The following is a 20468-nucleotide window of genomic DNA, read 5'->3' as shown; positions in this document are numbered from 1 at the left end:
GGGTTACCCGTCAGCCGTCGGCGCCTCCCAGGCCAGCCTCCACGTGAGCGGGCCCACGATCCCGTCGTCCTCGACGCCCTGCTCGCGCTGGAACTCGCGGCACACGTCGCGGGACCGGGCGCCGTACGCGCCGTCGACGGTCAGGTCGTAGCCGCGCTTGTGCATCTGCCGCTGCCAGGTGCGCACGTCCTCGCCCTCCATGACCGGCGGGTACTTCAGCAACCGGCCGGGGAAGGGCGGCGCGCCCTTGGGCGGCGGCGGGGTGGTGCCGCCGCCGGGGCGGGGCGCGCCGCGCTTGATCCAGGCGTACAGGGGGTCGCCGGGGCAGTCGGTCGAGTAGCCGTCGCGGTGGCCCTTGATCTCCTTGCCGGCGCCGCCCCGGTCGCGCACGTACTGGACGGCGTCGAGGACGGCGTCCAGCATCGCGTCGGGCGGCTGCACGAGCCCGGCGTTGCCGACCAGCCCGAGCACGGCGTAGTGACCGGCGTTGAGCCCGGGACCGTTGGCCGCCGGCAGGTGATGCAGCCCCCGCCCCTCGAACACCTTCCGGTGCGGACAGGCGACGAAGCTGTAGCCGATGTCCATCCAGCCGTTGCCGTCCATGTGGTACGCCTGGATCGATCGCACGAGGGAGACGCAGCCGGCGTGGTCGGACACGATGGCGGGTTCGACCCGGCCGCCGGTGTAGTGGACCTTGACGCCCTTGGTCGAGTCAAGCTGGGTGTAGGAGCCGCGGGGCGCGCGGGCCTGCCAGTCGCGGCGTAACACCAGATCGATGTCCACGAGTGCTCTCCGAGAGTAGATATCGGGACGACCGAGCGTAACGCCAGCGAGGTGAGCAGGTCCGGGGATCGCGCTATTTCACGGTCTGATCACCCGCCGTTCGGTCACGATCGCGGTGATCAGATCGTGCGGCGTCACGTCGAACGCGGGGTTCAGCGCCTGTGTGCCCTCGGGGGCCAGGCGTACACCTCCGACGGTGAGGATCTCCTCGGGGTCGCGGTCCTCGATCTCGATGTGGTCGCCGGTCGGGGTGGCGGGGTCGATGGTGGACTCGGGCGCGACGACGATGAACGGCACTCCGGCCCGTTCGGCGCCGAGCGCGAGCGCGTACGAGCCGATCTTGTTGGCGGTGTCGCCGTTGGCGGCGATGCGGTCGGCGCCGATGAGCACCGCGTCCACCTCGCCCTTGGCCAGCAGGTACGGCCCCGCCGAGTCGGCGACCAGCCGGTGCGGCGCGCCCATCCTGGCCAGTTCCCAGGTGGTGAGCCGGGCGCCCTGGAGCAGCGGGCGGGTCTCCAGGGCGAGCACCTCGGCCAGGCGGCCGCGTTCGTGCAGGGTCTGGACGACGCCGAGGGCGGTGCCGCGTTCGACGGCGGCCAGGCCGCCGGTGTTGCACACGGTCATGATCCGCAACCGGTCGCCCTCCAGCAGGGCGGCGCCGCGCTCGCCCATGGCCAGGCAGGCGGCGATGTCGTCGTCGCGGATCCGCAGCGCGGCCGCCAGGACCGCCTGCCGGCCCTTGTCCAGGTGGGCGGCGGCCTGGTCGACGCCCCAGGCCAGGTTGGCGGCGGTCGGGCGGGCCGCGCGCAGTTCGGCGATCTGGCCGAGGTCGCCGTCGGCGAGGACGACGCCGAGCGCGCCGGCCACGCCGAGCGCGGGGGCGCCGCGCACGGCCAGCCGCCTGATCGCCGCGACGAGCTCGGGCACGGTCTCGACGCGCAGCCGCACGCACCGGCCGGGCAGCAGGGTCTGGTCCACGAGCTCGACGGCGTCGCCGGCCCAGTCGATGGTCCTCACGCCGCACACGGTAGCCCACCGGCCTGGGCCGGGCCGGGGGTCAGCGTTCGGCCAGGACGATCACCGAGTCCTGCCGGCCGAGGACGACGGTGTCGCTCTTGGCGGGGTTCAGCACGATGCCGTAGTGCGGCGGGACGTTCCTGGAGACGTTGTCGCGGTAGCCGATCGCGGTCTCGCCCCTGCGCCGGGCCGCCTCGACGATGGTGGCGAAGGTGACCTCGGTGCCGGTCCGGACGTAGGAGGCGGCGGGCCGGGGGTAGATCTCCGAGCCGTGCGAGTCGAACAGGTAGCCGAACACGTCGGCGAGGTGCCGGTTCTCGGCGAGCTGGGCCAGCAGCAGGCCGATGACGGTGTCGCTGATGACGATGTCGTCGGCCTCGGTGACCTCGGCCAGCGCCCGGTTGCCCTCGTCGTGCATCTCGCTGACGATCGAGTAGTGCTCGCCGAGCGTGCTCTGCATGTCGCGGAGCTGGAGCAGGGTCATGAGCGTGCGGGTGTCGGCGTGGTGGGGGTCGAAGCGGTCGTCGGACAGGACGATGACGTGCTGGTAGAGGCCGACGCCGAGGGATTCCAGCGCGTACCGGTCGGTGGTGTCGCAGTCCTTGACGTTGACGGTGAGGGTGCGCAGCCCGGTCAGGCCGGTGCCGGCCTTGGGGTGGTCGGCGGCGATGTCCAGGACCGAGCCCGTGGAGACGTAGCCGTCCAGGTAGCGCACGATCTGCTCGGCGCGGCCGTTCCAGTTGAGCAGGAGGGTGCGTTCGGGCTCGGGCTGCGGGGCGGCGGCGGTGGTGACGGCCTGTTCGTCGATCGGGGGCTCGCCGGTGGCGAGGGTGATGTGGGAGTCGTCGTGGGCGATGACGACGACCTGGTCCTTGGCCGTGATGACGGTGTCCATGGGCGGGTTGAGCACGACGCCGGCCGGGCCGCGTAAGCCGATGACGGCGGCGGTCTCGTAGGCGTGCAGGGCCTTGCTGTAGGTGGCGCCGACCAGTTCCTCGTCGGCGCGCAGGTAGATCTCGCCGCCGTCGAAGTTGAGCAGGTCCATGCAGACGACGGACATGCCGGACTGGCGGGAGGACTGCACGATCAGCCGGGAGGCGGTGTCGTCGGAGTCGACGAGGTGCACGTCCGCGCCGCCGGCCAGCCGGGCGGCGGCGAGGTTGCGGGCGGAGGCCAGGGCGGCGACCACGGGCGGGTGGGAGCCGTCCCGTTTGGCCAGGGCGAGCAGGATCTTGATGACGTGCGCGTCGGGGTCCTCGCCCTCGGGCGAGAGCACGACGACGGACCTGGCGGCGGTGAGGTTCATCAGGCCGAGGTCGCGCGGCTCGGTGGGACGTCCGGTGCGGCAGACCAGGCGGGTCCTGCCGAGGTCGCCGACGTGCTCGCGGATGTCCTCCTCCATGGCGAGCTTGTCGCGGTCGGCCAGGACGGCGATGACCGAGTTCTTCTGGCTGGCGTGCGCCTTGACGAGCTCGGTGACGATCGTGAAGATCTGGTCGGACCAGCCGAGCACCACGGTGTGGCCGGACTCGACGATGCGCGAGCGGCCTCTGCGCAGGCGGTCCACCTTCTGCTTGAGGCCGTTGGACAGCAGGCCGACGAGCATGCTGACGATGAAGATGCCGCCCAGCGACCCGGCGAACATGACGGTCATGTAGCCGAACGAGCCCTTGTCGCTGGCGACCTTGCTGGGGGTGAGGGCGTGCATGAGGGCCACCCACAGCACCTGCCCGGGGCCGCTGACGCCGTCGGGCTCGTCGGGCGCGAGCCAGAGCGTGAGCGCGGCCACCACGAGGATGAGCGCGACCGACACCACCGCGAGCCAGCCGATGAGCGAGGCCGTCCCCCTGGACATGGTGTTGTCGAACCAGTACCGCGCCCGTTCGCGGACCGTGATCCTCGACACTTCCCCGATACCTCCGTGTAAGGAGTGATTTAAACCGACGTCACAAGGTACCGGGCGATCTTGGCTTCCGCATGGCGACCGGTAACGTAGCCGCCATGGTGATCCCCCTCACACCGGACGATCCGGCGTTCCTGGGCGATTTCCGCCTGGCCGGGCGTCTGGGCGAGGGCGGGCAGGGCGTGGTCTACCTGGCCCACTCCGCCTCCGGGGAGCCGGTCGCGGTCAAGCTGCTCAACGCCGGCGACCAGGAGACCCGGGCCAGGCTGGCGCGCGAGCTCGACGCGCTGGAGTCGATCGCCTCCTTCTGCACGGCCCGCGTGCTCAGCGTCTCGACGCGGGGCTCGCGGCCGTACGTGGTGAGCGAGTTCGTGGACGGGCCCTCGCTGGCCGACCGGGTGGCCGGGAACACCGCCGGGAACACCGCCGGGAACACCGCCGGGAACACCGCCGGGCGCGGCCCGCTGCGCGGCGGGGAGCTGGAACGCCTGGCGGTCGGCACGGCCACCGCGCTGGCGGCCATCCACGCGGCCGGGGTCGTCCACCGGGACTTCAAGCCGTCCAACGTGCTGCTCGGGCCGGACGGGCCGCGGGTGGTGGACTTCGGCATCGCCAGGGCCGAGGGGGCGGCGACGCACACCTCGGGGCTGGTCGGCACGCCCGCGTATCTGTCGCCGGAGCAGATCGCGGGCTCGCCCGCCTCCGGGGCCTCCGACGTGTTCGCGTGGGGGGCGACGATGGTCTACGCGGCCACGGGGGTCAGCCCGTTCGGGGCGGACACCGTGCCGGCGGTGCTGCACCGGGTGCTGCACGCCGAGCCCGACCTGTCGGCGCTGCCGCCCCGGCTGCGCGGGCCGGTCGCCGGCGCCCTGGCCAAGGACCCCGCCCACCGCCCGACGGCCGCCGCCCTCCTGATGACCCTGGTCTCCCCCACCCCGGCCACGGGATCGGGAGCAGGACCGGGATCGGGAGCAGGATCGGGAGCAGGAGCGGGGCCGGGAGCGGGGGCTCTGCGGGGCGATCCGGGGGCGGCCGACACGCGCGAGAGCCGCGCGGCCCGAAATCGGGGACGCCGCGCCCTCGTCGGCGCCGGAGCGGCCCTGCTGGCCCTGGCCGTGGCCGGCGGCGTGGTCCTGCTGACCACCCGCACGCCCGGCTCGACCGCCACCCTGTCCACCCCGCCGCCGTCCACGGCCGCCGCCGCCCTCTCCACCCCGCCGGCCACGGCCACCGGCCCCGCCACACCCGCCGCGACCTCCGGGACGGCCACGGCGCCGGCCACCGCGACCCCCGGCGGCACCGGCGATCCGAAGATCCCGGCGGCCTTCGCCGGCACCTGGTCCGGCCACACCGACACCACCAACCCGCTCGACCCCGACGGCGCCGAGAACACGGTGGAACTGAAGGCCGGCCAGTCGCGGGCGGCCTGGACGGAGAAGGACTCCCAGGTCGACTGCGCCGCCACGATCACCCTGACCGAGGTGCGCCCGGACCGGCTGACTTTCTCCCTCGGGACGTCCACGGGCGGCTGCATCCCGGGTACTGTCTGGCTGGAGCTTGAAGGCGACACTCTCACCTACACCTGGCGGGACGTGCCCGGCCTGGGCATGGTCACCCAGACCGGCGATCTCGGCAAAAAGTGACCGAACCACCCGTATAACCCTTCGACATCCGAGCCCACGAAGGAGATCCTTTACCTATGTCTGTGATCAGGGAGGTGCCGTTCCCCAGCGCGGACTCCTCGTCCGAGCTGCCGATGAACATCTGGATCGACGACGCCGACTCAGCGATCGACGTCATCGACGCCCTGGCGTTGTCGCCGTTCGCGACCGGCGTCCAGCCCTGGTCCAAGCTGGCCAATCTGGAGCGCGTACGTCCGGACGCCCGGTTGCAGCCGGCCGAGGGCCGGATGCTGCGCACCGCGCAGGTGGAGGACGGTTCGGAGTCGCGGCTCATCTGCGGCGAGGGCTGGACGCTGCGGGTCGTGCGGCACCGCAACCGCACCGCCACGGTGAGCGTGACGGCGGTGAGCGAGGAGCTGGCCGCCTCGGTGCTGAAGGAGAGCATCGACGGCGCCGAGGAGCCGATGCCCGACGCCGACCACGTCGAGATGGGCTTCTGGTGGCGCGGCTCCCACGGCGGCAACCGGTCGGAGAAGCCGATCACCGCCCAGCCATGGGACGAGATCGGCACGAACTACTCGGCGCAGGTGCGCCCGGCGCTCGGCCGCCTGATGGCGACCACGCCCGCCGACGTCAACGGCCGGCTGATCCTGCTGCACGGCCAGCCGGGCACCGGCAAGACCACGCTGCTGCGCACGCTGGCCAAGCAGTGGCACGACTGGTGCCAGGTCGACTGCGTGCTCGACCCCGAGCGGCTGTTCAACGACCCGGGCTACCTGATGGAGGTGGCGGTCGGCTACGACACCGACGACGACACGCAGCGGTGGCGGCTGCTGGTGCTGGAGGACTGCGACGAGCTGATCAGCTCGGGCGCCAAGGCCCAGGCGGGGCAGGGGCTGTCGCGGCTGCTCAACCTCACCGACGGCCTGCTCGGCCAGGGCCGCGACGTGCTGGTGGCCATCACCACGAACGAAGACCTGACCCGCCTGCACCCGGCCGTGATCCGTCCGGGCCGGTGCCTGGCGCAGATCGAGGTGGGCCCGCTGACCAGGGACGAGGCCGTCGCCTGGCTGGGGTCGTCGCAGGGCGTGGGCGCCTCGGGGGCGACGCTCGCCGAGCTGTACGCCCTGCGCGCCGGCCGCGCCATCGCCCCGGCGGGCACGGACGAGTCCACCGGTCTCTACCTCTGATCCGGCTCCGCCGGGGGCGCCACGCGCGTCCCCGGCGTCCCGCGCGCCGGGGGCACGTCCGGGCTGGTACGTAAACCAACCGATGTGCGACACCGGGTGTGAAACCACAATATGGCTGGTGCTCACCGTCGATCTGGCGCGCGTCGCCTTCACCCGTCTCACCGTGCCCGGAGGCACGTGGACCAGCGAGGAACACCGGGTCGGCTTCGCGGCCACCCAGCTCGTGCCCTCGTGGACCGCGCGCACCCCGCCCGGCGGCGGGGTCGAGGTGGAGCTGCGGGCCAGGACCGGGGCGGGCACGCTGACCAAGTGGTACGTCATGGGCCGGTGGTCCGAGCACGGGCCGCGCACCTCGGTGCCCGGCCAGGGCGACGAGGACGGCGACGTGGCCGTGGACACGTTCGTGGCCAGGCGGCCGGTCGTGGCGTTCCAGCTGAGGGTCACCGCGCGCGGCGAGGGCGCGCGGATGACCTCTCTCGGCGTGCTGGCCTCGGCCCTGCCGCAGCGTCCGGTCACGGTGAGCACGCCAGGGGTGGCCGGGCACGTCGAGCTGGACGTGCCCGGCCACTCCCAGTACGCGCACGCCGGGCACCACCCGCGCTGGGACGGCGGCGGCGCGAACTGGTGCAGCCCCGCCTCGGTGGCGATGGTGCTGGCCTTCTGGGGCCGCGGCCCCGAGCCCGGCGAGCTCGCCTGGGTGGACGCGGACGACCCCGCCCCGGCGGTGGACCACGCGGCCATGGGCACCTACGACGACAGCTACCAGGGCACCGGGAACTGGCCGTTCAACGTGGCCTACGCCGGGCGTTACGGGCTGACCGGCTTCGTGACCAGGCTGCTGTCGGCGGCCGAGCTGGAGGCGTTCGTCCTGGCGGGGATCCCGGTGATCGCCTCGCTGTCGTTCCGGGCCCATGAGCTGCCCGGCTCCGGCTACTCCACGAACGGCCACATCCTCGTCGTCACCGGCTTCACCGCCGCGGGCGACGTCGTCGTCAACGACCCCGCCGCGCCCGCGGACGGCGAGGTTCGGCGGATCTACCCGCGGGCAGCGTTCGAGAACGTGTGGCTGAGGAGCTCGGGCAGCGGCGGCATCGTGTACGTCCTCCATCCGCCCGGGCACCCGCTGCCTCCCTGTACCAACGGCAATTGGTGATCTTTCATGAGTATTCGACCGATCGATGTGGCGCGTACCGACGGCGGCCCCCAGTGGGTGGAGGCCGTCGCCACGCCCGAGGGCGTGGAGGTGTGGTGGGACGAGCCGCGCCCGCACGAGGGCGGCAGGCGCTGCGTGGTGCGCCGCCTGCCCGACGGCTCGCGCGCCGACGCGCTGCCTCAGGGCTGGAACGCCCGCAACCGCCTGGTCGAGTACGGCGGCCGCTCCTGGCGCCCGCTGCCGGGCGGCGGCCTGGTCTTCACCCATTGGGCCGACCAGCGGCTCTACCGCCTGGACGCCGCCCCCGGGACGGCCGCCGAGCCGGTCGCCCTGACGCCCGAGGGCCCGGCCCGGTACGGCGACCTCTACCTGCCGCCCGGCCGCGACGAGGTGTGGGCGGTCCGCGAGATCGACGACGTGCGTGACCTGGTCGCGGTCCCCCTGGACGGCGGCCCGCTCAGGGTCGTCGTCCGCGCCCACCATTTCCTGATGAACCCGCGTCTGTCCCCCGGCGGCACCCGGATCGCCTGGATCGGCTGGAACCACCCCGACATGCCCTGGGACGGCACCGAGCTGTGCGTGGCCGACCTGTCCGCGGACGGCGTCGCGGGCCCCCACCGGGTCGTGGCCGGCGGCCCCGAGGAGTCGGTGACGCAGGCCGAGTGGCGCGACGAGGACTCCCTGTACGCCGTCACCGACCCGACCGGCTGGTGGAACGTGCACCTCGTGCACCTCGACGGCTCCCCCTCGCGCAACCTCACCCCCGTGGAGCTGGAGTTCGGCGCGGCGGCCTGGAAGCCGGGCCTGGCCTGCCTGGCCCCGGCGGGCGAGCAACTGGTCGTCGTGTACGGCACCGCCGACCACCGCCGCCTGGGCGTGCTGGACCCGGCGACGGGCGGCCTGCGGGAGATCGGCGGTGACGGGCACACGTACTGGGCCTCGACGGTGTCGGCGGCCGGGGGCAAGGCGGTGGCGGTGGGGGCGACGCCGTACACGCCGCTGGAGGTGACGCTGGTCGACCTCGCCACCGGCGGGCACGAGGTCGTCTCGGCCCCCAAGCCGCTGCCGGACCGGGCGCTGCTGCCCACGCCGGAGGCGGTGACGATCGAGGGCGTGCACGCCCATCTCCACCCGCCGGCGGGGGTCGCCGGGCCGGCGCCGTACGTGATCTTCGTGCACGGCGGCCCGACCGGGAACACGCCGGTCGTGCTGGACCTGGAGGTCGCCTACTTCACCAGCAGAGGGATCGGCGTGGCCGTGGTGAACTACGGCGGCTCCACCGGTTACGGCCGGGCCTACCGCGAGCGGCTGCGGCACCAGTGGGGCGTGGTGGACGTCCAGGACTGCGCGAAGGTGGCGCGCGGGCTGGTGCAGCTCGGACTGGCGGACGCGGCCAGGATCGCGATCCGGGGCGGCAGCGCCGGCGGCTGGACCACGGTGGCCGCGCTGGTGCACAGCGACGTGTTCGCGGGCGGCGTCGCGCACTACGCGATCACCGACCCGGAGAGCTGGGCGGCCGAGACGCACGACTTCGAGTCGCGCTACCTCGACGGCCTGGTGGGCCCGTTGCCCGAGACGCGGCAGCGGTACACCGACCGCTCGCCGCTCCTGAACGCGGCCCGGGCATCGGGCCCATGCCTCATGTTGCACGGTCTGGAGGACGCGATCGTGGACGTGAGCCAGGCCGAGCGATTCACCGCCGAACTGGACAAGCACGGCAAACAGTGGGCTCTGCTCACCTTCGCCGGCGAGCAGCACGGCTGGCGCAGGGAAGAGACCATCGTGGCGGTGCTGGAGGCCGAGCTGGCCTTCTACGGGCTGATCTTCGACCTGGAGACGCCCGGCGTGCCGCCGCTGACGCTGAAGGGGAGAGCGTGAAGAGCGTCGCCGAGATCTGCTCGGACCTGATCAGGTTCGACACCACCAACCCGGGCTCAGGCGAGCGCCCGGCGGCCGAGTACGTGGCCACGCTGCTGGCCGACGCGGGGCTAGAGCCGGTGGTGTTCGAGTCGGAACCCCGGCGCACGACCGTCGTGGCCAGGATCGACGGCGACTCCTCCGACGCGCTGCTCGTCCACGGCCACCTGGACGTGGTGCCGGCCGACCCCGCCGAGTGGCGGATGCACCCGTTCTCCGGCGAGATCACCGACGGCTGCGTGTACGGCCGGGGCGCGGTGGACATGAAGGGCTCGTGCGCGATGACGCTCGCGGCCGTGCTGGACATGGCGGCGCGCGGCGTGCGGCCCAAGCGGGACCTGGTGCTGGCCTTCCTGGCCGACGAGGAGGCGACCGGCGACCACGGCTCCCGGTACGCGGTGACCGAGCACCGGCACCTGTTCGACGGCGTCACCGAGGCCATCAGCGAGTCGGGCGGCTTCAGCGTCGAGGCCGGCGGGCGGCGCGTCTACCCGATCGCCGTCGGCGAGCGCGGCACCGCTTGGATGAAGGTGACCGCCCACGGCGTGGCGGGCCACGGCTCGCGGCCCGCCGTGGACAACCCCGTCGCCACGCTGGCCCACGCCCTGTCGCGGGTCGCCGCGCACCAGTGGCCGGTACGCCTGACGCCGTCGGTCGCCGCGCTCCTGGAGAGCCTGTCGGAGATCACCGGCCAGGCGATCGACCTGGACCGGCTGGACGCCGAGGCCGGCCGGCTGGGCGCGCTCGGCGAGCTGTTCCACGGCCAGATCCGCAACTCGGCGAACCCGACGATGCTGGCGGCCGGCTACAAGGTGAACGTGGTGCCCTCGACGGCCTCGGCGCACGTGGACGGCCGGTACCTGCCGGGCCTGCAGGAGGAGTTCCTCGCGACGATCGACGAGCTGCTCGGGCCGAAGATCACCCGCGAGTTCGTGAACCTGGAGGAGGCGCCCGCCGCGCCGTACCCGTCGGCGTTCTTCGACGAGCTGGCGGGGGCGCTGGTGGCCGAGGATCCGCGGGCGCGGCCGGTCCCGTACGTGATGAGCGGCGGCACCGACGCCAAGTCCTTCGCCACCATCGGCATCCAGGGGTACGGCTTCGCCCCGCTCATGCTCCGGCCCGACCTGGACTACTTCGGCATGTTCCACGGCAAGGACGAGCGGGTGCCGGTGGAGGGCCTGGAGTTCGGCACCCGCGTGCTGACCCGCCTGCTCACCTGACGGTCCCGGCCCGGCGACGCCCTCAGGCCGCCGGGCCGAACCAGGCCCTGGACCTGCTGATCGACGGTCTCGCACAGGCTGCCGCAAACTAGTGGAACAAAGCATTCCGTTCTGCTAATATGGAGTCATCTCGAAAGGAGCTCCACATGGGCGACATCATCAGCGGCTGGGACGTTCTGGACGCCTCGCACGAGGCGCTGCGCAAGGCCGTCAGCGGCATCCCGGCCGACGGCTGGGACCTGCCGACCCCGTGCTCCGAGTGGAGCGTCACCAAGGTCTTCAAGCACGCCGTGGGCGACCAGATCGGCTTCGCCGCCACGCTCACGGGCGAGGCCGGGCCGGCGTTCAACCCGTTCGACCCGCCCGCCGAGCCGGGCGCCGACCCGGCGGCCGAGCTGGAGGACGCGCTGACCCGCTCGGCCAGGGCATGGGCCGCGGTCGACCGGGACGCCGCCGAGGTGCCCACGCCGGTGCCGCCGAACAAGATGTCGCCGTGGGCGGGCTCGACGGCGTGCGCGCTCGACGCCGCCGTGCACGCCTGGGACATCGCCGTGGCCACCGGTCAGCCCTCGCCGCTGACGCCGGAGATGGCCGGGCCGCTGCTGGAGGTCGCCCGGCAGATCGCCGACCCGCTGCGCCCGTGGGGCGCCTACGCCCCGGCGCTCCCGGACGACGCCTCCGGCGACGAGGTCGCCGCCCTGCTGCGCTACCTCGGCCGCGACCCGCACTGGTCGCCGGCAGCCTGAGGCCCGCGCGCGCCTCGCCCTGAGCGGCGGGGCGCACTCCCTCGGTCAGGAGAACTTGGTCTGCGGACGCTCCTCGCGCTCGCCGTCGACGAAGATGTCCAGCTTCTCGTTGTAGAAGGCGATCAGCCCAGCCACGCGCTCGCTCTCGGGCAGCGGCGTGCGGTAGGACCAGGCCAGGTCCTTCTTCCCGTTGACCGACCAGTACTCCGCCGTCCCCTTGTACGGGCAGTGGGTCGCGGTGTCGGTGTGCTCCAGCAGGTCGAGCCGTACGTCGGTCTTCGGCAGGTAGTAGCGGGCCGGCAGGCCGGTCTCGAACAGGATGCGGGCGTTGCGCGAGTCGGCCACGGTGACCCCGTCCACCTCCACCCGGATGTGCCGCGAGCTCGGCAGGATGTCCACCCGCGTGTACGGGTCGCGGGCGTGCACGTAGACCTCCTCGTCCTCCTCGAACCAGGCGTCCATGGCGTCCCAGTCGAAGCGCACGTGCCCGCGGATCTCCTCCAGCGGCGAGTCGTCGTAGACCAGCGCCGCCTCCGGGGCCTGCGCGGCGCCCGAGGTGACCGTGTGGACGGCGGCGTCACCCCTGCTCGGGGAGTGCCTGGACGCGCCGGTCGGCTTGAGCGCCGCCTCATCGACGTCCTGGAGGGGGAAGTAGTAGGTGGGGTAGAAGGGGCCTTCCCACACCAGCAGGGCCCGGGTCGTGTCGGCGATCGGCCGGCCGCCCAGGTAGGTCCGCACGCGCTTGGCCGACCGCTCGACGCGGACCCGGCCCCGGTTCGTGGCATCCATGTCCCGGCCAACCCGCGTGGCGGCGGGGCTATTCCGGCATTCAGACCCCGAACAGCGCCAGCGTCGCCCACGTGGTGAGCGTGCCGGTGACCGCGCCCGCCGCGACCTGCGCCCATGTGTGATGGGCGAGGCGGACCCTGGCCCAGCACACCAGCGCCACGACGGCCGCGCCGGCGATCGCCACCGGCACGGCGGGCAGCACGTGCGCCAGCACCACCACCGTGCCCGCCGAGACCGCGGCGTGGAAGGAGATCTTCCAGCGGGTGGTGATCGGCACGGTCACCGCCAGGGCGACCAGCATCGCGGTCACCGTGGCCACCAGCAGCCGCGGCGCGCCCAGCACGACCAGCAGCGCGAGCGCGACCAGCACGGCGGCCACGGCGGCCAGCAGCGGACCGGTGCGGCGGGCCCGGTCGACGATGTGGTGGGAGTCGAGCCGCCCCGAACGCACGCCGAGCGCGATCACCGCCGCCGGCACGCCGCCGCAGAACGCCGAGGCCACCAGCCCCCAGGCCGCGCCGGCCCATCCCTGGGCGAGCAGGCCCACGGCGGGCGGCATGACGATCACCAGCACTTGCGGTGCCAGCAGGTTCGTCACCCGCTTCGCCACCAGGTCGGCCATCATGGCATGAAAGATTACGCGATCATGGCCGCTGCCCGTTTCAGCGACGCCCCGGCCGCTCCGGGGCCGCTCCGGGGCCGCCTGGTCAGCCCTTGCCGGCGGCGTTCACGATGCGGGTCGTGGAGCGGTCGGGGATGGCCGCCATCTCCCAGCACTCCGCGCCCAGGATGGCCGCCGCCGTGGCCCGCGCGCCCGCGTGCGGATCGCCGGCCGTGTGGGCCAGCGCGCCGGGCCGCATCGGCGCGAGCAGGTCGATGTAGTCCTCGGGGCCGTGCGCCTCGGGCGGCCCGGCCACCACGAAGACGCCTGCCACGCAGCGCAGCGCGGCCAGCACCTCGGCCCGCTCCGCCGCCGGGTTGAACGGCCGGCTGGGCCCCTTCCACGCCCGCACGCGCGGGTCGTCCTCCACGCCGACCACCAGGGGCAGCCCGCGGGCGGCCACGGCGCCCAGGTAGCGCACGTGGCCGACGTGCAGGATGTCGAAGACACCGGTCACGACGGCCGCCCCGGGCCGGTCGTACGGCTCCACCCAGACGGCCTCCAGGCTGCTCACGCGACCTCCTCCGACGGCCGGGCGAGTAGGCTGCTGTGCACGCTTTGCTCCCCCACGGGCCTAGACGACTCGTCGATCGCAGCGTACTCGGTCGCCGCGGCAGGTCGTGCAGGCGACCTTGGAAAGAGCATTCCTACCTTTTCGCGATAATCTCTCGCCCCCTGCCCGCGCGTCTCATGACGTCACCTGATTCGGGGGAGGTCGCCGTGGCGCCGAGGGACTCAGACCATGCCGACGGGGGTGAGACGCCCGGCTTCCGCGACCTCGCGGTCCGGCTTCCGGGGGTCGCGTCCCAGGTCTCACGGGCCAGGGGGCTCGTGACGGACGCGCTCGGCCGCGATCATCCCTTCCATGACGACGTGGTGCTGCTCACCAGCGAGCTGGCCACGAACGCGATCCTGCACACCAGGTCCGGGGACGGCGGCTCGTTCACGGTGTCGGTGCTCAGCTCGGACACCACGGTCCGGGTGTGCGTGGCCGACGGCGGCGCGGACGGCCCGCCGTGCGTGTGCCGGACCGCTCCGCAGGCCACCAGCGGCCGGGGGCTGCCGCTGATCGAGGCGCTCAGCCACCGGTGGGGGTTCGTCCGCGAGGGGGGCTCGACGACCGTCTGGTTCGAGCTGACGCAGGCCCGCGTGCCCGCCGGGCAGGAGCCGTGCGTCACAGGTCGAGCCGGCACAACCCTTCGGCCAGCGCCTTCGTGGTGAGCCTGGTCCGGCTGTCGCAGCCCAGCTTGGCGAAGATGTGCTCCAGATGGGTGGTCACCGTCCGGACGCTCAGCACCAGGCAGGCCGCGATCTGCGGGTTGGAGTCGCCGGCCGCGACCCGGGTGAGCACATCGACCTCGCGGCCGGTCAGGTCGTAGGGCAGCGGGCAGGGCCGTTCGGCGGCGACCGCGCCCTGCAGCGAGCCCTGGTAGCCGACGCCGGCCCGCAGCAGCCGCACCTCGTGCCAGCGGCCGCCGCCGTCGAGCCACAGGCCGCGCCGGCTCAGCTCGCGCGAGTCGATGAACGCGCGCGCGAAGGCCGCCATGGCGGGGTCGTCCCACAGCTCGCGGGAGACCTCGTGGCCGGGCACCGCGCGGCGCTCGCCGAGCCGGTCGAAGGCGACCGCGCGGAAGTCGGGCGGCAGCCCGGCGGGGTCGATCACGCACCGGGTCAGGTCGGTGACGTGCGCGAGCATCGGGCTCACGGCGGCGACCAGGGCGCCGGCCAGCAGCGGGAAGGCGTCTTTGGCGGCCAGGTGCAGCAGGCCGGTGTAGCGGCCGCCGTCGGCGAGGAACAGCGGCGCGGTCAGCCCGGCCCGCCATCCGTAGGGGGCCAGGTGGCGGCGGAAGTACCGTTCGGTGCCCGGCTGCGGCATGGGCACCGGCCGCCGCCCGGCGATGGCCTCGCGGCAGGCGTCGAGCGCGGCGTACTCCTCGGCGGCGTCGCGGTCGATGCGGCGGTGGCCGTCGGAGACGACGCTGTGGTGCCGCCCGGTGGCGGGGTCGTAGGCGACGAACTCGTAGGCGTCGAGCGGGACCACCTGGCGCAGCGCCGCCATCGCCGCGTGCGCGCCGCCACCGCCCGCGACCTGGTAGCCGACCTCGGCGAACGCCTGCAACTGGCGGACGCTCAAGGTGATCTCAGCCACGGCTCTTTTATATCATTTGCCATTCCTTGCCCTGCTCTTGAAGATTTTCTTCACGGCCGCCGCGGTGCTACGGTGGCAGGCATGCAGCGCGCTCTCGTCACGACGACGCCGGACACGGTCCCGGCGCGCTGATTCCATGCATCCCGGGCGGGCGCCCGGGAGCTGGTCGTTCGCCCTTTCACCGCAAAGGACGATCATGAACGACCACCGCAGGCTCGGCCGCGAGCTGGAGATCTTCGGCACCGACCCGCTGATCGGCTCCGGCCTGCCCTACTGGCTGCCCGCCGGGGCCGCCGTGCGCAAGGCAGTGGAGGACTACGTCCACGAGCTCGAACGCCGCCACGGCTACGTGCACGTCAACTCCCCCGTGCTCGGCAAACGGGAGCTGTACGAACGGTCGGGCCACTGGGCGCACTACGCCGAGGACATGTTCCCGCCCATGAACGTGGGCGGTGAGGAGTTCGTGCTGCGGCCCAGCCTGTGCCCGCACCACGCGCTGATCTACCGCTCGCGCGGGCGCAGCCACCGGGAGCTGCCGCTGCGCGTGGCCGAGCTCGGCGGCATGTACCGCTCGGAGCTGTCGGGCGTGCTCGGCGGCCTGACCAGGGTGCGGGCCATCCAGCTCAACGACGGCCACGTGTTCTGCGCGCCGGAGCAGGCGGCGGCCGAGGTGTCGGCCGCGCTCGACCTGATCGAGGCCGCGCACGCCCAGCTCGGCATCGAGGCCGCCCGCTACCGGCTCTCGCTGCGCGGCGAGGGCGGCAAGTTCGTGGACGACCCCGCGATGTGGGCGCGCTCGGAGGCCGTGCTGCGCGAGGTGCTGCAGGAACGCGGCCGCGCCTACGACGAGGAACGCGGCGAGGGCGCCTTCTACGGCCCGAAGATCGACATCCAGATCGCCGACCCGGCGGGCCGCGAGAGCACCCTGTCGACCGTCCAGGTGGACCTGTACCAGCCCGAGCGCTTCGACCTGTCGTACGCGGGCGGGCGGCGTCCCGTCATGGTGCACCGCAGCGTGGTCGGCGGGATCGAGCGCCTGGTCGCGCATCTGATCGAGGTGCACGGCGGCGCGTTCCCGGCGTGGCTGGCGCCCGTGCAGGCGGTCGTGCTGCCGCTGTCGGACGCCGAGCTCCCGGCGGCCGAGGACCTGCTGCGGCGGGCGGTGGCCGCCGGGCTGCGGGCCGAGCTGGCGCCCGCGGACCGGGGCAGCCTCGGGGCCAGGATCAGGGCGCACCGGCTGGTGCCGTACCAGCTCGTGGTGGGGCCGCGGGAGGTCTCGGACGGCGTGCCGTCCGTCCGGCTGCGGGACGGCGGCCAGGCGGGCCCGGTGCCGGTCGAGAGGCTGGCCGCGGAGTGCCGGCCGCGCTTCTGACGTCCGTCACCGGCGTTCAGAGCCAGTCCTTCTTCTTGAAGACCGCGTACAGCACCACGGACGCCACCGCCACCAGCACCGACGACGCCCAGAAGCCCGAGATGTCCCCGGAGCCGGGGTAGGGCACGTTCTGGCCGTAGAAGCCGGTGATGGCGGTGGGCACCGCGATGATGGCGGCCCAGCTCGTCACCCGCTTCATGATCTCGTTGAGGCGGAAGCCCTGCTGGGCCAGGCGGGTCTCGCGGACGTTGGCGAGCATGTCGCGGATCGCCTCCACCCACTCGGCGACCCGCTGGACGTGGTCGTAGACGTCCTCGTAGTAGGGGGCCATCACCGGGTCGGCGACGATCTCCTGGTCGCGGCGGAGCAGCGTGCCGAGCACCTCCCGCATCGGCATGGAGATCTTGCGCAGCCTGGCGGTGTCCTTGCGCAGCAGGTACATGGCGCGCTGGAGCTGCCTGCCGTCGCGGGGCGCGTCGTCGAACAGCGACTCCTCCATGGCCTCGGCCCGCGCGTCGAGGTCCTGGACCAGGTCGAACTGGCTGTCCACGACGTAGTCGAGCAGGCCGTGCAGCAGGAAGGCGACGCCGTGCCCGGCCAGGCGGGAGGTCGCGTCCCAGCGCCTGACCACCTCGTCGATGTCGAAGCAGGCGTTCTCCCGCACGGTCACCAGGGCGTTGGGGGTGACGAAGGCGTTCACCTCGACGGGGACGAGGCGGCCCTCGTCGAGGTGGATGCCGTACACGGTGATGAACAGGTGGTTGTCGTAGACGTCCACCTTGGGGCGCTGGTGGTCGCTGAGGACGTCCTCGACGGCCAGTTCGTGCAGGCCGAGCTCCTCGCCGACCTGGTTGAGCTGCTCGGGGGTGGGCGAGCACAGATCGAACCAGACGGCGGCCTCCGGGTCGCCGACGTGCTCGGAGACCTCCTCGACGGGGAAGCCCTCCTTTTCGAGGACGCCGTTCCTGTACAGACGCGTGCGCATCAGGCGAGTCTGGCAAATCGCCGGGCATCGCGCACGGCCGCTCCCCCCGGATCGTTGTTGAAGTAGACGTGGACGTCCCGCCATCCGGCCTGCTCCACCCTCCTCGCCCAGCTCTTCAGCGCCGCCGCGCCGTAGGAGGGCCGGGGGGCGGCCAGGCCCTCGTGCAGGCGCACGTACCCCCAGTCGGCGGTGCGCCACAGCGGCGTCAGCGGCCGGCCGAGCCGGTCGGCCCAGCACAGCGCGGCGCCCCGCGCGAGCAGCACCTCGCGCACCTCGCCGGTCCACCAGGAGTCGTGCCGCGGCTCCACCGCCACCCGCACGCCGCCGGGGAAGCAGCCCAGGCAGCGGTCCAGCAGGGCGGGGTCGGCGCGCAGCGTGGGCGGCAGTTGCAGCAGGACCGGGCCCAGCTTCTCCTTGAGCGCCCCGGCGGCCGCCATCAGCCGGGCGACCGGCTCCTCGGGCCCGGTCAGCCGCTTGATGTGGGTGAGGTAGCGGCTGGCCTTGACCGCCATCACGAACCCGTCGGGCGTGCGCTCCCGCCAGGCGGCGAACGTCTCCGGCGACGGCAGGCGGTAGAAGGCGTTGTTGCTCTCGACCGTGGGGAACTCGGCCGCGTACGTCTCCAGCCACAACCGCTGGGGGACCCCCTCGGGGTACAGCACGCCGCGCCAGTCCTTGTACTGCCATCCGGAGGTGCCCACCAGCGTCGCCACACCCGGCTCCTACCCCGCGCCGGGTGCGTTACTGTCGCAGTCCCGGAAGCCTAGGAGGATCTTTCACGCGATGGGCGCCGATCATTTCCACGGCCATTCCCACGGTCACGGCCACTCCCACGGCGTGGCCGCCGCGCCGCCGTCGCGCGGCGCGGTCGTGGCGAGCCTGGCCGTGCTGGTGCCGCTGGCCCTGGCCACGCTGGCCTGCCTGGTGTGGCTCTGGCCCGCGGGGCAGGCGGCGCCGGACGGCCAGGACGGGCGGGAGGGGCCGGCGGTCGAGCGGGTCGAGGGCACGATCGCCTCGGTCGCGCTCAGGCGCTGCCCGGCCGTCCAGGAGGGCATGCCGGTGCCCGACCCGGCCACCTGCGGCAACGCCACCGTGCGGGTCGGCTCGGGGCCCGACACCGGCCGCGACGTCACGCTGCGGCTGCCAGGCGGCCCGGGGGCCCAGCGGTTCACGGCGGGCGACGACGTGCTGCTGCTGCGCGCCGCCGACGGCGACTACCAGCTCTCCGACCACGACCGGTCGACGACGTTGTGGCTGCTGGGCGGCGCGTTCGCGCTGGCGGTCATCGCGTTCGGGCGGTGGCGCGGGGTGACGGCGCTGGTGGGGCTGGCGGTCACGTTCGGGCTGCTGCTGACGTTCGTCATCCCGGCCGTCCTGGCGGGCGAGCCGCCGATGCTGGTCGCCGTCGTCGGCTCGGCCGCGATCATGCTGACGGTGCTCTACCTCACCCACGGCTTCTCGCTGACCACGTCGATGGCCGTGCTGGGCACGCTGGCCAGCCTCGCGCTCACCGGGCTGCTGTCGTACGGGGCGCTCGGCCTGGCCCGGCTCAACGGCGTCACCGACGACACCGCCCTGACGCTGGGCATGAGCCTGTCCATCGACACCGAGGGGCTGCTGCTGGCCAGCATCATCATCGGGGCGCTCGGCGTGCTCGACGACGTCACCGTCACCCAGGCGGTGACGGTGGGCGAGCTGGCCGCGGCCAACCCCTCCTACGGCTTCGCCCGCCTGTACCGGGCCGCGGGACGCGTCGGACGGGCCCACATCGCCTCGGTGATCAACACGATCATCCTGGCGTACGCGGGAGCGTCGCTGCCGCTGCTGCTGCTGTTCAGCATCGGCGCGCAGCCGCTCGGCGACGTGCTGACCACGCCGGTCGTGACCCAGGAGATCGTCCGCAGCGTCGTGGGCACGCTCGGGCTGATCGCCGCCGTGCCGATCACGACCGCGCTGTCGGCCCTGGTCGCCGCCCGCGGCGCGCGGCCCGCGGAGATGCCGGAGGACGAGCCGTCCACCAGGCCCGTGCGGGCCGGCGGGCCGCTCACCAGGCCCGCCCGGCACCGTCGCTGAGCGGGGTCAGCCGACCCCGGCGCTGCCGTCCACCCCCAGTTTGCGGCGGGCGCGCTCGTAGAAGGTGGTGCCGACGCGGACCACCTTCGCCGCCCCCGGCCAGGCCGTGACCGTGACGGTGTCGCCGGGGCACAGGTGGCCGACCACCCGTCCGTCCACCTCGACGGCGAGCCTGCCGCTCGTGGGCAGCACCTCCAGCGTCACCTCCTCGTCGGCGGGCAGCACCAGGGCCCGGTTGAAGGAGGAGTGGGCGGCGGCGGGCACCACGAGGACGGCCTCCACGCGGGGCGAGACGATCGGCCCGCCGGCCGAGAAGCTGTAGGCGGTGGAGCCGGTGGAGGTGGCCACGATCACGGCGTCCGCGGACAGGCTCACGAACGGGCTGCCCGACGGGGTGACCGACACCCCGGCCAGCCCCTCGCCGGGGATGCGGACCAGCGCGATGTCGTTGAACGCGGTCACCGCGACCCCCGCGACCACGCTCCTGATCGCCATCCGCGGCTCGATCGTGTACTCGTGGCGGTCGATGGCCGACAGCGTGCCGGCCAGCTCGTCCACGTCGATCTCGGCCAGGAAGCCGAGCTTGCCCAGGTTCACCCCCAGGATGGGCGTGGGCCGGCCGGCCAGCAGCCGCATGGTCCGCAACATTGTGCCGTCGCCGCCGAGCCCCACCAGCAGGTCGGCCCGCTCGACCAGGGCGACCGCGTCGACCGGCACCGCGCTGCAGTCGATGCGCCCGACCTCCTCGGGCAGCCCGAGGACGGTGGCCCCCTTGTCCGCGGCCCAGCGCAGGATCGTGTCGATCGCCTTCTTGGAGTCGCGCTGGGGATGCAGCACCAGCCCGACCGTCCCGACCATGCCCATACGACCAGCCTAAACGGTCGCGTA

General features: G+C 73.3%; 19 protein-coding genes. 9 read left to right on the top strand and 10 right to left on the bottom strand.

The features are described from left to right. Positions 1–3 precede the first annotated feature (3 nt). The 3 genes from ACIBK9_RS40500 to ACIBK9_RS40490 all read right to left on the bottom strand — a co-directional run bounded on the left by ACIBK9_RS40500 (position 4) and on the right by ACIBK9_RS40490 (position 3706). On the bottom strand, positions 4–783 hold the full coding sequence (locus tag ACIBK9_RS40500; protein ID WP_397164170.1) for an N-acetylmuramoyl-L-alanine amidase: 780 nt from the start codon (positions 781–783) through the stop codon (positions 4–6). A gap of 78 nt (positions 784–861) precedes the next feature. After that, a complete protein-coding gene (gene mtnA / locus ACIBK9_RS40495) occupies positions 862–1800 on the bottom strand; it encodes an S-methyl-5-thioribose-1-phosphate isomerase (RefSeq protein WP_397164169.1) in 939 nt (312 codons plus the stop codon). A gap of 40 nt (positions 1801–1840) precedes the next feature. After that, complete coding sequence (locus tag ACIBK9_RS40490) at positions 1841–3706, bottom strand: potassium transporter TrkA (RefSeq protein ID WP_397164167.1); 1866 nt, start codon at positions 3704–3706, stop codon at positions 1841–1843. Positions 3707–3801: 95 nt separating this feature from the next. On the opposite strand from ACIBK9_RS40490, the gene ACIBK9_RS40485 reads away from it, so the two are divergent. The 6 genes from ACIBK9_RS40485 to ACIBK9_RS40460 all read left to right on the top strand — a co-directional run bounded on the left by ACIBK9_RS40485 (position 3802) and on the right by ACIBK9_RS40460 (position 11551). Continuing rightward, entirely contained in the window at positions 3802–5346 is a 1545-nt protein-coding gene (locus ACIBK9_RS40485; RefSeq protein ID WP_397164165.1) for a serine/threonine-protein kinase, read from the top strand. 56 nt (positions 5347–5402) lie between these two features. Then, positions 5403–6515, top strand: a complete 1113-nt coding sequence (locus ACIBK9_RS40480; protein ID WP_358293268.1) for a DUF5925 domain-containing protein — start codon at positions 5403–5405, stop codon at positions 6513–6515. A 118-nt stretch (positions 6516–6633) separates the two neighbouring features. Beyond that, positions 6634–7668, top strand: a complete 1035-nt coding sequence (locus ACIBK9_RS40475) for a C39 family peptidase (RefSeq protein WP_397164163.1) — start codon at positions 6634–6636, stop codon at positions 7666–7668. Between the two features lie 6 nt (positions 7669–7674). Next, positions 7675–9546 (top strand): prolyl oligopeptidase family serine peptidase, encoded by a 1872-nt coding sequence (locus tag ACIBK9_RS40470; RefSeq protein WP_397164162.1) that lies wholly within the window; start codon positions 7675–7677, stop codon positions 9544–9546. Continuing rightward, a complete protein-coding gene (locus tag ACIBK9_RS40465) occupies positions 9543–10805 on the top strand; it encodes a M20/M25/M40 family metallo-hydrolase (protein ID WP_397164161.1) in 1263 nt (420 codons plus the stop codon). Before ACIBK9_RS40470 ends, ACIBK9_RS40465 begins: the two co-directional genes overlap by 4 nt. 146 nt (positions 10806–10951) lie before the next feature. Beyond that, positions 10952–11551: a TIGR03086 family metal-binding protein gene (locus ACIBK9_RS40460; RefSeq protein WP_397164159.1), complete on the top strand. Its 600-nt coding sequence runs from the start codon at positions 10952–10954 to the stop codon at positions 11549–11551. Between the two features lie 45 nt (positions 11552–11596). Here ACIBK9_RS40460 and ACIBK9_RS40455 read toward each other — a convergent pair whose 3' ends face one another. The 3 genes from ACIBK9_RS40455 to ACIBK9_RS40445 form a co-directional block, all read right to left on the bottom strand. After that, positions 11597–12340, bottom strand: a complete 744-nt coding sequence (locus ACIBK9_RS40455) for a DUF427 domain-containing protein (RefSeq protein ID WP_387669971.1) — start codon at positions 12338–12340, stop codon at positions 11597–11599. Positions 12341–12380: 40 nt separating this feature from the next. Beyond that, on the bottom strand, positions 12381–12965 hold the full coding sequence (locus ACIBK9_RS40450) for a hypothetical protein (RefSeq protein WP_358293300.1): 585 nt from the start codon (positions 12963–12965) through the stop codon (positions 12381–12383). A gap of 82 nt (positions 12966–13047) precedes the next feature. After that, complete coding sequence (locus ACIBK9_RS40445) at positions 13048–13515, bottom strand: adenylyltransferase/cytidyltransferase family protein (RefSeq protein WP_352354085.1); 468 nt, start codon at positions 13513–13515, stop codon at positions 13048–13050. 206 nt (positions 13516–13721) lie between these two features. Between ACIBK9_RS40445 and ACIBK9_RS40440 the strand changes: the two genes are divergently transcribed. After that, positions 13722–14222, top strand: coding sequence for an ATP-binding protein (locus ACIBK9_RS40440; protein ID WP_358293301.1), 501 nt, complete (start codon positions 13722–13724; stop codon positions 14220–14222). On the opposite strand, the gene ACIBK9_RS40435 is transcribed toward ACIBK9_RS40440, so the two are convergent. Then, positions 14176–15150, bottom strand: a complete 975-nt coding sequence (locus tag ACIBK9_RS40435; protein WP_387669976.1) for a response regulator transcription factor — start codon at positions 15148–15150, stop codon at positions 14176–14178. The genes ACIBK9_RS40440 and ACIBK9_RS40435 overlap by 47 nt on opposite strands. A gap of 196 nt (positions 15151–15346) precedes the next feature. Here ACIBK9_RS40435 and thrS point away from each other — a divergent pair, with 196 nt between their 5' ends. Next, positions 15347–16522 (top strand): threonine--tRNA ligase, encoded by a 1176-nt coding sequence (gene thrS / locus ACIBK9_RS40430; protein WP_358293304.1) that lies wholly within the window; start codon positions 15347–15349, stop codon positions 16520–16522. 16 nt (positions 16523–16538) lie between these two features. Here the strand turns inward: thrS and ACIBK9_RS40425 are convergent, their stop codons facing one another. Together ACIBK9_RS40425 and ACIBK9_RS40420 are read right to left on the bottom strand one after the other, a co-directional pair. After that, complete coding sequence (locus ACIBK9_RS40425) at positions 16539–17507, bottom strand: magnesium transporter CorA family protein (RefSeq protein WP_397164157.1); 969 nt, start codon at positions 17505–17507, stop codon at positions 16539–16541. Further along, positions 17507–18220, bottom strand: a complete 714-nt coding sequence (locus ACIBK9_RS40420; protein ID WP_352354077.1) for a DUF72 domain-containing protein — start codon at positions 18218–18220, stop codon at positions 17507–17509. The genes ACIBK9_RS40425 and ACIBK9_RS40420 overlap by 1 nt, the downstream gene beginning before the upstream one ends. Before the next feature lie 70 nt (positions 18221–18290). Here ACIBK9_RS40420 and ACIBK9_RS40415 point away from each other — a divergent pair, with 70 nt between their 5' ends. After that, on the top strand, positions 18291–19580 hold the full coding sequence (locus ACIBK9_RS40415) for a YibE/F family protein (RefSeq protein WP_397164156.1): 1290 nt from the start codon (positions 18291–18293) through the stop codon (positions 19578–19580). A 6-nt stretch (positions 19581–19586) separates the two neighbouring features. On the opposite strand, the gene ACIBK9_RS40410 is transcribed toward ACIBK9_RS40415, so the two are convergent. Further along, a complete protein-coding gene (locus tag ACIBK9_RS40410; RefSeq protein ID WP_397164154.1) occupies positions 19587–20444 on the bottom strand; it encodes an NAD(+)/NADH kinase in 858 nt (285 codons plus the stop codon). Positions 20445–20468: the final 24 nt, after the last annotated feature.

Origin of the sequence: Nonomuraea sp. NPDC050227, assembly GCF_044459705.1 — a bacterium.
Taxonomy (GTDB): Bacteria; Actinomycetota; Actinomycetes; order Streptosporangiales; family Streptosporangiaceae; genus Nonomuraea.
The sequence above is the reverse complement of the archived record's forward strand: the minus strand, read 5'-3'. Positions and strand labels throughout refer to the sequence as shown.

What these genes read in the sequence shown, in the direction of transcription:
- ACIBK9_RS40485 (WP_397164165.1), top strand. Translation starts at nt 3,802, where the DNA reads ATGGTGATCCCCCTCACACCGGACGATCCGGCGTTCCTGGGCGATTTC.
- ACIBK9_RS40480 (WP_358293268.1), top strand. Translation starts at nt 5,403, where the DNA reads ATGTCTGTGATCAGGGAGGTGCCGTTCCCCAGCGCGGACTCCTCGTCC.
- ACIBK9_RS40470 (WP_397164162.1), top strand. Translation starts at nt 7,675, where the DNA reads ATGAGTATTCGACCGATCGATGTGGCGCGTACCGACGGCGGCCCCCAG.
- ACIBK9_RS40460 (WP_397164159.1), top strand. Translation starts at nt 10,952, where the DNA reads ATGGGCGACATCATCAGCGGCTGGGACGTTCTGGACGCCTCGCACGAG.
- ACIBK9_RS40455 (WP_387669971.1), bottom strand. Translation starts at nt 12,340, where the DNA reads ATGGATGCCACGAACCGGGGCCGGGTCCGCGTCGAGCGGTCGGCCAAG.
- ACIBK9_RS40450 (WP_358293300.1), bottom strand. Translation starts at nt 12,965, where the DNA reads ATGATGGCCGACCTGGTGGCGAAGCGGGTGACGAACCTGCTGGCACCG.
- thrS (WP_358293304.1), top strand. Translation starts at nt 15,347, where the DNA reads ATGAACGACCACCGCAGGCTCGGCCGCGAGCTGGAGATCTTCGGCACC.
- ACIBK9_RS40425 (WP_397164157.1), bottom strand. Translation starts at nt 17,507, where the DNA reads ATGCGCACGCGTCTGTACAGGAACGGCGTCCTCGAAAAGGAGGGCTTC.
- ACIBK9_RS40415 (WP_397164156.1), top strand. Translation starts at nt 18,291, where the DNA reads ATGGGCGCCGATCATTTCCACGGCCATTCCCACGGTCACGGCCACTCC.
- ACIBK9_RS40410 (WP_397164154.1), bottom strand. Translation starts at nt 20,444, where the DNA reads ATGGGCATGGTCGGGACGGTCGGGCTGGTGCTGCATCCCCAGCGCGAC.